A 14093-nucleotide genomic window follows, 5' to 3' on the forward strand; every position below is an offset into this window, starting at 1 on the left:
CGGGTGTCCTCAGTCAGGGAGGCGGATGTCCCGCGGGAGCCGGATCGCGAAGTCCCGCGCCAGCACGCGCAGCACCTCCGCGGAGTCCGCAAGCCGCCGCTCCTCGACCGTGCCGTCCGCCGCCGTCTCGACCAGGTTCAGGCCGGAGAGCGCCAGATGGCCGCGGGCCGTGGTCCGCTGCGCGTAGACGGCCCGGCTGAACGGGGAACGCGGGCTGGTCGCGATGTACCAGTTGATGACCTCGTAGTCCGGTGCCTCGAACGGCTCCCGGGTGAACGCGTACTGCGGCTCCCATACCCCGCTCTTCTCCGCCTGGAGCTCCCAGGTCTCCAGCGGCCCCACGTGCGGGGTGTGCACGAGCCGGTGGTGGCGCGGGGTGTCGCGCAGCTCCGCGTCCGCCACCAGCGCGATCGGCTCGATCAGCGCGCCGGTGGACCCGAAACCGACGTCGGCGAGGTACGGGGCGGGCTCGCCCGCCACCTCCACCTCCATCATCATGTGCGTGCGGGGCCGGACGTCACCGGGCGCGGCGCCCAGCACCACGCGCGCGGTGAGCAGCGTCACCCGGAAACCGAGCCGGGACAGGACCGCCGCGAGGAGGGTGTTGTGCTCGTAGCAGTACCCGCCGCGGCCCCCGCGGACGAGCTTCGCCTCCAGGTCCTCCAGGGCGAGCGAGGGCGCGGAACCGAGCACGGGGTCCAGATTCTCGAACGGGATGCCGAGCAGGTGGGCCCGGTGCACGGACCGCAGCACCTCCAGGGTGGGCCGGCGCTCCCCGCTCCAGCCGATGCGGGTGAGATAGGCGTCGAGGTCGAGTGTCATACCCCGACGGTACGCAGATGACTGCATGTCAGCCAAGCGTGAGCGGAAGCACCCGGACGAGGTCCGCCCGGGTCTTTGGTGGCTGTGGGTTCAGGGTGTGTACAGGGACTGCAGCCTCGTCACTCGTCCCTCTCCGTCGAAGCTCAGGTCGAACCCGAGGACCGCGCCGTCGGGGGTCGGCCGGGTCGCCAGCCGGCTGACGAGTTCGGACTGGGAGTAGGAGGCGGCGTGCTTCGCTTCGCCGAGCGGCACCGACAGCAGCACCTTGGCGTCCCCGGTCATGCGCACCTCGGTGTAGGGGCCCTCGCCCGGCGTGATCACCCATGCCTCGAACTGGTCGTGTGCCTTCTTCTGGGCCGGCCGCACCGACAGCGATCGCGGACGAGGTTCAGCGGCTGAGCAGTTCGATCACTCCGGTGGTGCTCTCGTCGCCGTGCCCGTCCTTCAGGCGGCGCTCCATCAGGTTCATGAAGGGGAGCAGGAGTTCGCTGCTGACGCCCTGCTCCTCGGCCGTGCGCAGCATGGTGGTGTTGCCCGCGACCATCATGGCGAGGTTCGACGCGACGCCCGTGGTGTAGTCGCCGCTGGTCAGCTGCTCCGCCGTCGAGTGCGTGGCCGGAGCCATCGCGACGAGCCACTCGACGAGCAGCGGGGCGAACTCCTTGAGGTCGATGTCCTCCTTGCGGACCAGCGCGAAGGCGTGCGAGAAGCCTGCGAACATGCCCGTCATAGCGCTCAGCAGGGCCACGTCCTGGAGCGCGGCGAAGCCGGCGTCCTCCCCGACGTACCTGGTACCGGTGGGCACGGCCAGGGTTCGGCGATGGGCTTCGAAGGCGGCGGAGGAGCCGCTGTAGAAGACGTAACCGCCGGACTCCGGTACGCCGATCATCGGCGGGATCGCCATGATCCCGCCGTCCAGGAACCGGGCACCGCGCTCCTGGGCCCACGCCGCGCGGGCGCGGGCCTGGGACGGGGTGCCGGTGGTGAGGTTGACCAGGTCCTTGCCGGTCAGGTCGACGCCGGTCAGCGCCTCCTCGACCGAGGCGTCGTCGAGGAGGCAGAGCACGACGAGATCGGCGGCGGCCACGGCCTCCGCGGCGTCCGGGGCGATCCGCGCGCCGTGGCCGGCGAGCGGTTCGGCGCGGGAGGGGGTGCGGTTCCACACGGTCAGGGGGTGTCCGGCGGCGAGCCAGGTGCGGGCGAGAGCGGTACCCATGGCGCCCAGGCCGAGAAGGGTGAGCGGGGCGGGAGAGGTCTTCCGCGGGGTGTTGTCGGTCATGAGGACTAGGCTTCCCGAGGGCCCCTAGGCCGATCAAGTACCCACTTGGAAGTGGGTGGTTACCCGGGGGAGAGTGACCAGGTGGGAAGGGGTGGGGCATGGGAGCCGCGCGAAGGCCGGGGACGTACATCTGCGGGATCGACGCCGCGATGGGCGTGGTCGGCGGCAAGTGGAAAGGGCTGATCCTGTGGGCGCTCAACGAGCGCACGTACCGCTTCGGTGAGCTGCGCAGAGAGCTGCCGGGCGTGACGGAGAAGGTGCTGACGTCGCATCTGCGGGAGCTGGAGGAGGACGGCATCGTGCATCGCGAGGTCCATGCCGAGGTGCCGCCCCGGGTGGAGTATTCGCTGACCCCGCTGGGGGTCTCGCTCAACGAGGCGCTGGAACCGCTGGGCGCGTGGGGACGGGAGAAGCTCCTTCAGGAGCCGCCCGCGGCCTGATGCCGTACCGCCGGTCCCGGGAGGGTGAGTGCTCGGCGAGGCCGTCTCGGCCCGTCGGCGGCAGACCGGCGGGCCGAAACGATTCAGGGGAGAGGGAGCAGGAGTACGTTCCCGTTACCCGTTACCCGTTACCCGTTACTCGCTCCCGTGCGCGGGCCCGGTCAGACGGCCCACTTGGAGCAGTTCGAGGCGGTCGACCAGGCGTGGCCGCTGATGGCGTTGTTCGCCGCGACGCCGGTGGTGAACGTGTCGCCGAGGAGGCTGGAGGCCCAGCCCTCCGTCCTGCTGAGGCAGATGTGTCCGCCGGTGCCGCCGGTTCCGTTGTAGAACTTGACCTCGTAGTTGTTGCCGTTGTTCAGGATCGACGACGCACTGTTGGTGTCGGTTCCCTGGAAACTCAGCGCGGAGTCGCCCCAGTTGGAGTCGTCGCCGGACGCCTTGCCGAGGTACCCGCTGCAGTTGGTGCTGTCGTACGCGAACATGTAGCCGGAGTCGGCGCCGGCCATGGCGTCGGAGCAGTCCGCCGCCTGGGCGGAGGTGGCGGGAACGATGACACCGAGGGAAGCCACGGCGACGGTCGTCATGACGGCGAAAGCCTTGCGCATGAGGTGGTACTCCTTCATGTGGAGGTGGGTGAATTCATCCACGACTGCTGGGTCGCGGAAACCTGTGGGTCATTCGCTACCGAGAGGATCATCCGCTGTCGAGATCCTGGGCCCGGGAGAGCGCCGTCAGCCGCATGCGCTGGTATGAGACATTCTCTTTGCCGTACTTCTTCAGCAGGGGAGCGAGATAAGCGCGCTCAAGGGTGCGGGCAGTCTTTCCGAGAGACGTCTGCGCAGCACACGTGGCCTCGGTCACCGCCAAATCGACCTCGAATTTCCGGGCCTCGGAAGAACTCATTCCCGTGGTGAGCGTGATCCGCTTCTCGCGTAGCTCATCCGGGGATGCGAAAGGTCGTCCCGCCTTTTTCATGCAGTGCGACCAGGCGCTGACCGCATTTTTCATCCGTTTGTCGGCGAGGATGTCCGGGACATAGAGCGGGGTCAGGCTCGTGACGGTCTTCTTGGCTTCGAACCAGGACTTCAGGTCGCCGTAGAGCTCGGTCTGCGCCTCGGCCCAGCAGCCCGCCCGGGGGGTTTCGATGGTGCCGCCGGCGGGCAGGTCCACGCTCAGTACGTCGTTGTAGGCGCCGTTGAGGGCCGTGTTGTAACGGATGCGGTCCTTCCGCGAGAGGTCGTTGGGGTACCGGACGTTGGGGTGCTCGCGGCGGTCCTTCTCGGCCGCCTCGTCGAAGGGCCGGCCGTAGCCGTACTTCTTCGCCCATGCGACGTCGTCGATCACATAACGGCCCGCTTCGCGGGCGTCGACGCTCGCCACCGTCCCCATCCAGTACTTGAACCCCTTGCTCTCCATGCATTCCTTGACGAGCGTGTGCTCGGCGTACTCGACTTCCATCTCCTCGGGCACGGTCAGATCTCTGAGATCGCTGTCCGATATCGTGACCGTGTCCCTCTTCGGTGGATGTGCGGAGTTCGTCTGGTCATCCGTTCCGGCGCCACAGCCCGCCGTAATGCAGGCAGCCGCCACGACGGCAACGGATGCGGAGAAGGGCCGCCTCATGCGATGTGCGCTCCCTAAGGCTGACGTGGCGCCCGAGCCACGTTCGGCGAATGTTTCCCTCCTCTTTCCGATCCGGCGTGATGCGGACAGAGGACAGTGTCGACAAGGCGCGTGACGGGGAAGTGTGACGTCCCGTTCTCCGGCCTCCCTCTGGACTTTAGAATCACCGCGGGATTTGGAATGTGTCATCCGTGCAGAGAACTTTGTCAGTGGTGCACCGCCGTGAGGTGGGCCGTATCGGTGAGGGCGGGTCCTGCGTGTCGCCGTCGAATTCGTTGCGCGGCGGGAGAGAGCCCCGGCAGACTGATGACAGGAGCTGACACTGTCTAGGGGGATCGTGTGGGGCAACGGACTGAGGCACTGCCGGGCCGGTTCTGTGACCGGCGCACACGTGGGTCTGCCGCATGAGCCCGGCTCTGGACACCGCGTTCATACCGTCGCGGGACCGGGAAGAAGTGGTCCGGAACGCGGTGTGGAAGTCCATGGTGGCAATCGATATCGAGCATGGTCCTGCGGCTGAGGACATCGACGTCCGCCTGGGTCTCGGTACCGCGGGGCCCATCAAGATCTGTTCGGCGCGGGCGACCGCGGTCAGGATGCGTCGGACGGAGCGGCTCGCCCGCGAGGACGAGGAACCGGCCGTCTCTCTCGGTGTTCAGATGACGGGCAACAGCATGGTGGTGCAGAACGGTCGCGAGTGCCTGCTGGGGCCGGGGGACTGCGTCGTCTACGAATCGATCGCTCCCTACACACTTCTCTTCGACGAGGGAGTCGACCACCGCTTCATCCGCTTTCCCCGCGCGTTACTCGCGCTCCCCGACCGGTTGTTCCGGGACCTCGTCGCGGTCCCCCTGGGATCCGACAACCCCGTGGCGCGCCTCGCCTTCACCTACTTCTCCCAACTGGCCGTCAGCGATGAGTTGCTCCGGGAGGCGCACGCCGACGCCGTCGTGGAACCCAGCGTCGGACTTCTCCGTGCCGTCCTGACAACCCAGTACGGCGACTCCGGACTGGCCAAGGAGCCTCTGGAAGCCACCCTCAGCCTGCGGATCACCCAGTACATCCGGGCACACCTGGCTGATCCCGGTCTCTCGGCGGCACGGATCGCCGCCGCACACGGCATCTCCGTACGCCATCTCTACGCGGTGCTTTCGCGGTCGGGAATCAGCCTCGGCGACTGGATCCGTACCCGCCGCCTGACCGAATGCAGGCGGGAGCTTGCCGGACCGAACGGGCGAATCCGGACCATCGCCGCGATAGGCCGCAGTTGGGGCTTCGTGGACGCGACCCACTTCAGCAAGGTGTTCAAGCAGACGTTCGGAATCTCGCCCCGGGCCTGGCGCGACCAGAACCACCCGCGCTCCCGCACGTGAGGGTCTCCGCGCGGCCGCACGCGTCCCGAGCCCGCTGACGCACGTCGGCCCGCACCAGGTCGTCAGCCCCGGGCGGCGCGTCCGCCGCCCCGCACCGCCCGCCCCGCCAGGGCCGACGTCCGCCTGCCGTCCTCGATGACGAAGCGGCCGTCGATCAGGACGTGCGGGATGCCCACGGGCAGCGCGCGTGGCTGATCGAACGTCGAACCGGCGGCCACCGTCAGCGGGTCGAAGAGGACCAGGTCGGCGCGGTAGCCCTCGCGCACCAGCCCCCGGTCGGGGAGTCTCAGCCGGGCCGCCGGGCGCGAGGTCAGGTGCGCCACGCACTCCTCCATGGAGAGAACGCCCAGCTCCCTCGCGTACCGCCCGAGGTACTGGGGGAACGTGCCGTACGCGCGCGGATGCGGCTTGTCGCCCTGGAGGATGCCGTCGCTGCCGCCCGTGTGCACGCGGTGGCGCATGATCTGCCGGACGTTCTCCTCGTGGCCCACGTGCTGGAGGATCGTGGGACCCAGCCGGTCCTCGATCAGCAGGCGGCGGGCGGTGGCCCACGGTGCCTCGCCGCGCAGCCGGGCGGAGTCGGCGACCGTACGGCCGACGTACTCCGCCAGGGACGGCGCGCCGACGCCCGAGATCTCGATGGTGTCCCACTCGATCGGCACGCCGTGGCAGCCGTCCGAGCCGACCACCTCCAGGTGGTGGCGGACGCGCTCCGCGGTCGCGTCGTCCGCGAGCCGGGTGAGCACCGACTCGGGCCCTCCCTCGCCCGCCCAGCTCGGCAGCATCGCGACGAGCGTGGTGCACCCCGGGGTGTACGGGTAGGTGTCGAGCGAGATGTCCGCGCCGGCGGCGAGAGCGGAGTCGAGGAGGGCGAGGAGGTCGGGCGCCCTGCCCTTGTTCACGCCGAAGTTCATGGTGGCGTGCGCGAGGTGGAGCGCGCAGCCCGCGGTACGGGTGAGCTCGACCATCTCCTCGTACGCGGCGAGGGCGCCCGCGCCGTACGAGCGGTGGTGCGGGCAGTAGTAGCCGCCGTGCTCGGCCACCACCCGGCACAGGGCGGTGAGTTCGGCGTCGTCCGCGTACATGCCGGGGGTGTAGGTGAGGCCGGACGACATGCCGACCGCGCCCTCGGCCATGCCCTGGGCGACGAGCTCCCGCATCCGGGTCAGCTCGGCCGGGGTGGCGGGACGGTCCTCCCAGCCGACCGCGTACATCCGGACCGTGCCCTGCGGGATGAGGTAGGCGGCGTTGACCGCGATGCCCTGACCGCCGAAGTTGCGGTCGAGGCGGTCCAGGTACCCGCCGACCGTGCGCCAGTCGAAGTCGATGTCCGAGCCGTCGCCGTTCCAGCCGGTGATGACCCTGCGCACCTCGGCGAGGGTGCGGTCGTCGGCCGGCGCGTACGAGAGGCCGTCCTGGCCGAGCACTTCGAGGGTGACGCCCTGGGCGGCCTTCGCGCTGTGGTCCGGGTCGCGGAGCAGCGCCAGGTCGCTGTGCGCGTGCATGTCGATGAATCCCGGGGAGAGGGCGAGGCCGTCGGCGTCCATGGTGCGCCGGGCGGTGGGCCGCCGGCCGCCGCCCTCGCGGTGGATCGCGGTGATCCGGCCGTCGTCGACGGCGACGTCCGCGCGGTAGGCGGGGGCGGCGGTGCCGTCCATGACGGCCGCGTCGCGGATGACCAGGTCCATGGTGTGCCTTTCGTCCGGCCTCGCCGGTGTCCGGTGCGGGGAGCGCCCCCGCGGGAGGGTCAGAAGAACGTGCGGATGTACTCCGTGACCGTGCCGTCCGCCTCGACCAGCGGAATCAGCTGCCACTTGTCGAAGCTCGTGCACGGGTGCGACAGGCCCATCCCGACCCAGTCACCCACCTCCAGCTCCGCTTCCGGCCCGGTCCGCAGCCAGGTGTGCTGGTCCGACAGTCCGGTGACCGTGACGCCGGTCGCCGGGCGCACCGAGCCGTCGCGCGCCGAACGCACGACCTGCGCCTGCGGGAGGTCCAGGTCGTAGGCCGCGTCCCGCTTGCCCGCGTTGAGGAACGCCTGTTCGCCGGAGGGGCGGGAGACCACCTGCGCCCAGAGCCGGAAGGCGGGCCGCAGCGTGCCCTCGTCGGGGACCCGGTTGAACGGGGAGACGCGCAGGTAGTGGCCGTCGTCGTGCGAGACGTACGCGCCCGAGCGCAGCAGCTTGAGCACGGGCAGCGAGAGCGCGGGGATCTCCGCGAAGACCTCGGCCACCGCGTCGAACCACGCACTGCCGCCCGCGCTGATCACGATCTCGTCCGCGTCCGCGAAGCGGCCCGCCCGGTCGAGGTCCGCCGCCACCGCGACGAGCCGGCGCAGCCAGTCGCGTACCCGCTCGGGGAGGCGTCCGGCACCTCGCCCTCGTAACCGGCGACTCCGGTCAGCCGGAGGGTGGACACGGCGGCCACCGCGTCCGCGAGCGCGGCGCAGCCGGCTTCGGTACGGGCCCCGGTGCGGGCACCCTCGCCCGCGCCCAGTTCCACCACGACGTCGACCGGGCGGGTCGCGCCGGCCGCGCGCAGCGCCTCGTCCATCAGCTCCACGCCGCGCGCGGAGTCGACGTAGCAGACGAAGCGGAACTCCGGGTCGGCGTCGAGTTCGCGGGCCACCCAGCGCAGCGCGGCCGCGTCGACGACCTCGTTGGCGAGGAAGATCCGCCGGATGCCGTAGGCCCGGTAGACCCTGGCCTGGTGGGGGACGGCCGCGGTGATGCCCCAGGCGCCGCGCTCCAGCTGGTCCCTGAACAGCTGGGGGGCCATGGAGGTCTTGCCGTGCGGGGCGAACGCCAGGCCGTGGCGGTCCGCGTACGTCTCCAGGAGGGCGAGGTTGTGCTCCACCGACTCGGCGGACAGGGCCAGCACCGGAGTGGTGAAGCCGCCCGTGAAGAGGTTGCGCCGCTCGGCGGCCAGGTCGCCCACGGTCAGCCCCTCCGCGTCGGGCGGGAGCGCTTTGAAGCGGTGATCGACCCGTTCGTCGGCGATGCCGGCCAGGGTGACCGGGTGGTCGGCGGCCAAGGGAGCCTCCTAGAGAGTTGTCGTTGCAGCATGTGCAACACCCATTGCGTATATCGCTTGACGCTGTCTAACATCCGAGCCGACGCCGGGTCAATGGTCGGGAACCGGCCCCGAACGCGATCAGCTGAGGAGCCCAGAGTGCCTGGACCGGTAGCAGGGACGGCCGCCCGTGCCGCCGCGACCACCGATGTCGTCTGCCTCGGCGAGTCCATGGTGACGTTCCTGCCCTCACGGCCCGGCCGCCTCGCCGACGTACCCCGGTTCGGCCGCGGGATCGGGGGCGCGGAGTCGAACGTCGCCTGCGCGCTGGCCGCGGCGGGGCACCGGGCCGCCTGGGTCAGCCGGGTCGGCACGGACGGCTTCGGCGACCATCTCGTCGAGGCGGTCGCCGGGTACGGGGTCGACACCGCGGCGGTCCGGCGCGACCCGGACCGGCCCACCGGCATCTACTTCCGCACGGCGACGGACCGGGCGACGGACGTCCACGAGGTGGCGTACTACCGCGCCGGTTCGGCCGCCTCCGCGATGTCCGTACGGAACGTGCCGTACGAGGACGTGTTCCGCGGCCGTGTCCTGCACCTGTCCGGCATCACCGCCGCGCTGTCCGGGGACTGCCTGGAACTGCTCCACGACCTGACCGCGCCGCGGGCGGGGCGCCCGCTTATCTCGTTCGACGTGAACCACCGGCCCGGGCTGTGGCGCGGGCGGGCCGGTGCCACGGGCCCGGACGTCCTGCTCGTCCTCGCGCGCCGGTCCGACCTCGTGTTCGTCGGGGAGGACGAGGCGGAGGAGGCGTGGGGGGTCCGCGGGGCCGACGCGATCCGGCAGGCGCTGCCCGAGCCGGGTGTGGTGGTCGTGAAGCGGGGCGCGGACGGGGTGACCGTCTTCTCGGGGCCCCGCCCCGGCACCCGCTCCCCGGCCGCCGGAAGGGCCGAAGAGGTCCCCGCCCTCCGCGTCGACGTCGTCGCCCCCGTCGGCGCCGGTGACGCCTTCGCCGCCGGGTTCCTCTCCGCCACCCTGCGCGGACTCCCCGTCCGCGAGCGCGCCCGGCACGGGCATCTGATGGCCGCCGCCGTCCTCACCGTCCCCGGCGACCTCACCCGGCCCCCCGCCCGCGCCCGTGCCGACCGCCTCGCGGCCCTCGACGACGACGCCTGGGGGAGACTTCGTCTCGGCCCCGGATGGACGGGGGACGACCAGGAGGTACGTACGACATGAGCCAGACCGTCGACCGGGCGCTGAGCATCCTTCCCCTGCTCGCCCAGGGACCCGCCGACCTCGGGCAGGTCGCCGAGCGGCTCGGTGTCCACAAGTCCACGGCCCTGCGCCTGCTCCGTACGCTCCACGAGCACGGGCTCGTCTTCCGCCAGGGCGACCAGCGCTACCGCCTCGGCGCGCGGCTCTTCGCACTCGCGCAGGAAGCGGTCGAGAACCTCGACGTACGGGAGATCGCCCACCCGCACCTCGTCGAACTGAACGAGCAGTGCGGGCACACGGTGCACCTGGCGGTGTACGAGGAGAACGAGGTCCTCTACATCGACAAGGTCGAGAGCCGCTACCCGGTCCGGATGTACTCGCGGATCGGCAAACCCGTCGCGATCACCGTCGCCGCCGTCGCCAAGCTGCTGCTCGCCGACCTCCCCGAGCCCGAACGGCGCGTGGTCGCCGACAAGCTCGACTACCCCATGTACACGTCCCGTTCGACCCCGAACGCGGTGGCGTTCCTCAGGGAACTCGCCGTCGTACGCGAACAGGGCTGGGCCACCGACCTCGGTGGCCACGAGGAGTCCATCAACTGCGTCGGCGCCCCCATCCGGGGCGCGGACGGCCGCGCCGTCGCCGCCATGTCGGTGTCCGCGCCCAACGTGGTCGTCACACGCGAGGAACTCCTCACGCTGCTCCCGCTGGTGCGTCGCACCGCCGACACCATCAGCCGGGAGTACTCCGGCACCACCCGACCCAAGAAAGCCTGAACTGCGATGACCGAGAAGACCGCTCTCACCCCGAGCACCCACACCGCCCCGCCCGCGAGGTTCTCGCACGGCGTGAAGAAGGGGAACATCCTCCAGGTCGCCGGCCAGGTCGGCTTCCTGCCCGCCGTCGAGGGCCAGGCGCCCACCCCCGCGGGCCCCACGCTCCGCGAGCAGACCCTCCAGACCTTCGCCAACGTCAAGGCGATCCTGGAGGAGGGCGGCGCGAGCTGGGACGACGTGATGATGATGCGCGTCTACCTCACCGACGTCGACCACTTCGCGGAGATGAACGAGATCTACAACGCCTACTTCGGCGAGCAGGACCTCAAGGCCGCCCCCGCCGCCCGTACGACCGTCTACGTCGGCCTTCCCAAGGGCCTGCTCATCGAGATCGACGCGCTCGCGGTCCTCAGCTGACCCTGCCGCCCCCCTCGCCCCGCCGCCACGGCACGGCGCCCCGCAGGACAGGGGCGCCGTGCCGCGCTCCCCCCTGCTCGTCAGCCCCAGTGACAACGGAGCCACCCATGCTGCTCGCCGCCACCCCGCCACCGGCCGGGACGCCACCCCGCACCGGTGGACTCCTCCTGCTGATCGACGGCACCGCCGGACTGCTGACCGTCGCGGCCCTCGGCATCGTCCTGCTGCTCCTCCTCATCATCAAGGCCAGGCTCCAGCCGTTCGTCGCGCTGCTCGCGGTCTCCATAGCCGTCGGCCTGGGCGCCGGGCTCTCCGTCACCGAACTCTTCGGTACGGTGCAGAAGTCCGCCGCCGTGTCCGTCATCGAATCCGGCATGGGCGGCATCCTGGGCCATGTCGCGATCATCATCGGCCTGGGCACGATGCTCGGTGCGATCCTGGAGGTCTCCGGCGGCGCGGAGGTGCTGAGCACCCGTCTGCTGAACCTCTTCGGTGAGAAGCGCGCCCCGCTCGCCATGGGTCTGACCGGCGTGATCTTCGGTATCCCGGTCTTCTTCGACGTCGGGATCTTCGTCCTCGCGCCGATCGTGTACGCCGCCGCCAAGCGGTCCGGAAAATCGATTCTGCTGTACGCGATGCCGCTGCTGGCCGGTCTGTCGATGACGCACGCGTTCCTGCCGCCGCACCCCGGCCCCGTCGCCGCCGCCGGACTGTTCGACATCTCGCTCGGCTGGGTCATCCTGATGGGCGCCGTCGTCGGCATCCCGTCCGTACTCGCCGCCTGGGCCTACGCCGCCTGGATCGGCAAGCGGATCTTCGTCGCGGTCCCGCAGGACATGGTCGAGGCCGCCGCGGAGGCCAAGGCCGCCGTCGCCGCCGAACAGCGCGCCGCCGGGGTCACCCCGCGGGAGGACCCGGTCGGGCTCGGGACCGTACTCGCGATCATCGGCACCCCGCTCGTGCTGATCCTCGCCGCGACGTTCTCCTCCATCGCGCTGGACCCCTCCACCCCGCGCTCGGTCATCGAGTTCTTCGGCAGCCCCTTCGTCGCCCTGACGATCGCGCTGCTGCTGGCGTACTACGTGCTGGGCATCAAACGCGGATGGTCCCGCAAGTCCCTCGAATCGGTCTCCACGTCCTCGCTGAAGCCGGTCGGCAACATCCTGCTCGTCGTCGGCGCGGGCGGCATCTTCGGCGCCGTGCTCAAGGGCAGCGGCATCGCGGACGCGCTCGCCGACACCTTCAACGACGTCGGGCTCCCCATCATCCTGCTCGCCTGGCTGATCTCCGTGGTGCTGCGCGTCGCGCAGGGCTCGGCGACGGTCGCGATCGTGACGACGGCCGGCATCGTCGTGCCGCTGGTCGAGGGCCAGGACATGTCCCAGGCCCACCTCGCCCTGATCATCATGGCGATCTCGGCGGGCTCGATCTTCGCCTCGCACGTCAACGACGGCGGCTTCTGGATGGTCGCGAAGTACTTCGGCATCTCGGAGCGCGACACCCTGAAGTCCTGGACGGTCCTGGAGACGGTCCTGTCGGTCGCGGGCTTCGTCGTGGCGGCCCTGCTCAGCCTGGTGATCTAGCGGCCACGAACGCTGCCGGACGGAGCCCGCGCGGCAGGGCGCCCCGAAGGCGCCGGCGACCAGGTGCCGGACCGGCCGCACCCTCCCGGGTGAGCGGAACGCCCTGGCAGCGGACCGCCGCGCACACCCCCTTGTGCGATCGCTCTCTTTGCGCTTCGTTGATCGGCATGGCCGAGACCAGTGCAACGAGAGAAACAGGGGAGACCGGCTCCCGACCGCGCGTTTCGAGTTGGAGGTACATCGGGCCCGGCATCGTCGTCGCGGCCACCGGCGTCGGCGCCGGGGACCTGGTCGCGACACTGATCGCGGGCAGCAAGTTCGGATACACCCTCATGTGGGCGGCCGTCATCGGCTGCCTCGTCAAGATCGCCCTCGCCGAGGCGGCCGGCCGGTGGCACCTCGCCACCGGCCGCACGCTCTTCGAGGGCTGGCGCACGCTCGGATCGTGGACCACCGTCTACTTCGCGGTGTACGTCGTCATCTGGGGGTTCATCTACGGCGCGACCGCCATGTCGTCCAGCGCCCTGCCCATCGTGGCGCTCTTCCCGGACGGCCCGGGGCTCAAGACCTGGGCGATCGTCACCGGCCTGATCGGCCTGGTCTTCGTCTGGTTCAACCAGTACGCCGTCTTCGAGAAGGTCATGACCGTCCTGGTCGGCGTGATGTTCGTGGTCGTCGTCTACGTCGCCGTACGGGTCGGTCCGGACGTCGGCGCGTCCTTCGCCGGGCTCGCCCCCGTACTCCCCGACGGTTCGCTGATCTACACGCTCGGCCTGATCGGCGGGGTCGGCGGCACGATCACCATGGCCGCGTACGGGTACTGGGTGAACGCCAAGGGCTGGAACAACGCCTCCTGGATGAAGGTGATGCGCCTGGACAACCGGGTCGCCTACATCACCACCGGGATCTTCGTCGTCGCCATGCTGATCGTCGGCGCCGAGCTGCTGCACTCCTCCCAGATCGCACTGACCAAGGGCGACCGGGGCCTGATCGACCTCGGGCAGGTTCTGGAGGACCGCTTCGGCGTGGTCACCGCGAAGCTGTTCCTGATCGGCTTCTTCGCCACGTCGTTCTCGTCGCTGATCGGCGTCTGGCACGGTGTGAGCCTGATGTTCGCCGACTTCGTCGAGCGCATCCGCGCCGAGCGGGCCGCGGGCGGCCGGGCGGACGAGGTGGGGCCGGGCGGTGCGCTGGTCGGCCGCCAGGAGAAGTCGGTGCCGTTCCGCGCGTACCTGCTCTGGCTGACGTTCCCGCCGATGACCCTGCTGTGGCTGGACGAGCCGTTCGGCCTGGTCATCGTCTACGGCGTGCTGGGCGCCTTCTTCATGCCCTTCCTCGCGCTGACCCTGCTCTGGCTCCTCAACTCCGACCGTACGCCGCGGGAGTGGCGCAACGGCTGGCTCAGCAACGGAATGCTGGCCGCGGCCGGACTGCTGTTCCTCGTGCTGTGCGTGCAGCAGGTGCGCGACCTGCCGTGGTGACGCGGAGGCGGGGCGCGGAGGCGGGGCGCGGGACCCGTAGGCGATGACGCCGGCGTCGGGAGGCGGAGT

The 14093-nt window shown here is 70.5% G+C and carries 13 protein-coding genes and 1 pseudogene; 7 read left to right on the forward strand and 7 right to left on the reverse strand.

Going from position 1 to position 14093, the window contains the following annotated elements; genetic code table 11:
• Window positions 1-9 precede the first annotated feature (9 nt).
• The 3 genes from Sfulv_RS18405 to Sfulv_RS18415 all read right to left on the reverse strand — a co-directional run bounded on the left by Sfulv_RS18405 (window position 10) and on the right by Sfulv_RS18415 (window position 2101).
• The gene (locus tag Sfulv_RS18405) at window positions 10-822 is read right to left on the reverse strand and encodes an arylamine N-acetyltransferase family protein (RefSeq protein ID WP_173315461.1); all 813 of its coding nucleotides are present in this window, start codon (window positions 820-822) and stop codon (window positions 10-12) included.
• 90 nt (window positions 823-912) lie between these two features.
• Window positions 913-1188 (reverse strand): hypothetical protein, encoded by a 276-nt coding sequence (locus Sfulv_RS18410; RefSeq protein WP_246353163.1) that lies wholly within the window; start codon window positions 1186-1188, stop codon window positions 913-915.
• Window positions 1189-1210: 22 nt separating this feature from the next.
• Complete coding sequence (locus Sfulv_RS18415) at window positions 1211-2101, reverse strand: NAD(P)-dependent oxidoreductase (RefSeq protein WP_173315463.1); 891 nt, start codon at window positions 2099-2101, stop codon at window positions 1211-1213.
• 98 nt (window positions 2102-2199) lie between these two features.
• On the opposite strand from Sfulv_RS18415, the gene Sfulv_RS18420 reads away from it, so the two are divergent.
• Window positions 2200-2541: a winged helix-turn-helix transcriptional regulator gene (locus Sfulv_RS18420; RefSeq protein ID WP_173315465.1), complete on the forward strand. Its 342-nt coding sequence runs from the start codon at window positions 2200-2202 to the stop codon at window positions 2539-2541.
• Between the two features lie 161 nt (window positions 2542-2702).
• On the opposite strand, the gene Sfulv_RS18425 is transcribed toward Sfulv_RS18420, so the two are convergent.
• Both Sfulv_RS18425 and Sfulv_RS18430 read right to left on the reverse strand, forming a co-directional pair.
• A complete protein-coding gene (locus Sfulv_RS18425; RefSeq protein WP_256668985.1) occupies window positions 2703-3188 on the reverse strand; it encodes a peptidase inhibitor family I36 protein in 486 nt (161 codons plus the stop codon).
• A 46-nt stretch (window positions 3189-3234) separates the two neighbouring features.
• The gene (locus Sfulv_RS18430) at window positions 3235-4011 is read right to left on the reverse strand and encodes a hypothetical protein (protein WP_173315467.1); all 777 of its coding nucleotides are present in this window, start codon (window positions 4009-4011) and stop codon (window positions 3235-3237) included.
• A 557-nt stretch (window positions 4012-4568) separates the two neighbouring features.
• On the opposite strand from Sfulv_RS18430, the gene Sfulv_RS18435 reads away from it, so the two are divergent.
• Window positions 4569-5537 (forward strand): AraC-like ligand-binding domain-containing protein, encoded by a 969-nt coding sequence (locus Sfulv_RS18435; protein ID WP_173315469.1) that lies wholly within the window; start codon window positions 4569-4571, stop codon window positions 5535-5537.
• 62 nt (window positions 5538-5599) lie between these two features.
• On the opposite strand, the gene Sfulv_RS18440 is transcribed toward Sfulv_RS18435, so the two are convergent.
• A complete protein-coding gene (locus Sfulv_RS18440; RefSeq protein WP_173315471.1) occupies window positions 5600-7225 on the reverse strand; it encodes an N-acyl-D-amino-acid deacylase family protein in 1626 nt (541 codons plus the stop codon).
• A gap of 59 nt (window positions 7226-7284) precedes the next feature.
• Window positions 7285-8570, reverse strand: a pseudogene (locus Sfulv_RS18445) (alanine racemase).
• A gap of 138 nt (window positions 8571-8708) precedes the next feature.
• Here Sfulv_RS18445 and Sfulv_RS18450 point away from each other — a divergent pair.
• From Sfulv_RS18450 to Sfulv_RS18470, 5 genes are all read left to right on the forward strand, one after another.
• The gene (locus Sfulv_RS18450; RefSeq protein ID WP_256668986.1) at window positions 8709-9788 is read left to right on the forward strand and encodes a sugar kinase; all 1080 of its coding nucleotides are present in this window, start codon (window positions 8709-8711) and stop codon (window positions 9786-9788) included.
• Window positions 9785-10543: an IclR family transcriptional regulator gene (locus tag Sfulv_RS18455; RefSeq protein WP_173315475.1), complete on the forward strand. Its 759-nt coding sequence runs from the start codon at window positions 9785-9787 to the stop codon at window positions 10541-10543. The genes Sfulv_RS18450 and Sfulv_RS18455 overlap by 4 nt, the downstream gene beginning before the upstream one ends.
• A 6-nt stretch (window positions 10544-10549) precedes the next feature.
• Window positions 10550-10960: a RidA family protein gene (locus tag Sfulv_RS18460; RefSeq protein ID WP_173315477.1), complete on the forward strand. Its 411-nt coding sequence runs from the start codon at window positions 10550-10552 to the stop codon at window positions 10958-10960.
• A gap of 107 nt (window positions 10961-11067) precedes the next feature.
• Window positions 11068-12543, forward strand: a complete 1476-nt coding sequence (locus Sfulv_RS18465; RefSeq protein WP_173315479.1) for a GntP family permease — start codon at window positions 11068-11070, stop codon at window positions 12541-12543.
• A gap of 167 nt (window positions 12544-12710) precedes the next feature.
• Window positions 12711-14024 (forward strand): Nramp family divalent metal transporter, encoded by a 1314-nt coding sequence (locus Sfulv_RS18470; RefSeq protein WP_173315481.1) that lies wholly within the window; start codon window positions 12711-12713, stop codon window positions 14022-14024.
• The last annotated feature ends 69 nt before the right edge of the window (window positions 14025-14093 follow it).

This window comes from Streptomyces fulvorobeus (assembly GCF_013167895.1).
Classification (GTDB): domain Bacteria; phylum Actinomycetota; class Actinomycetes; order Streptomycetales; family Streptomycetaceae; genus Streptomyces; species Streptomyces fulvorobeus.

Excerpts from the sequence above, each read along its gene's own strand:
- Sfulv_RS18465 (WP_173315479.1), top strand. The coding sequence starts at position 11,068 with ATGCTGCTCGCCGCCACCCCGCCACCGGCCGGGACGCCACCCCGCACC.
- Sfulv_RS18455 (WP_173315475.1), top strand. The coding sequence starts at position 9,785 with ATGAGCCAGACCGTCGACCGGGCGCTGAGCATCCTTCCCCTGCTCGCC.
- Sfulv_RS18415 (WP_173315463.1), bottom strand. The coding sequence starts at position 2,101 with ATGACCGACAACACCCCGCGGAAGACCTCTCCCGCCCCGCTCACCCTT.
- Sfulv_RS18435 (WP_173315469.1), top strand. The coding sequence starts at position 4,569 with ATGAGCCCGGCTCTGGACACCGCGTTCATACCGTCGCGGGACCGGGAA.
- Sfulv_RS18440 (WP_173315471.1), bottom strand. The coding sequence starts at position 7,225 with ATGGACCTGGTCATCCGCGACGCGGCCGTCATGGACGGCACCGCCGCC.
- Sfulv_RS18405 (WP_173315461.1), bottom strand. The coding sequence starts at position 822 with ATGACACTCGACCTCGACGCCTATCTCACCCGCATCGGCTGGAGCGGG.
- Sfulv_RS18460 (WP_173315477.1), top strand. The coding sequence starts at position 10,550 with ATGACCGAGAAGACCGCTCTCACCCCGAGCACCCACACCGCCCCGCCC.
- Sfulv_RS18420 (WP_173315465.1), top strand. The coding sequence starts at position 2,200 with ATGGGAGCCGCGCGAAGGCCGGGGACGTACATCTGCGGGATCGACGCC.
- Sfulv_RS18470 (WP_173315481.1), top strand. The coding sequence starts at position 12,711 with ATGGCCGAGACCAGTGCAACGAGAGAAACAGGGGAGACCGGCTCCCGA.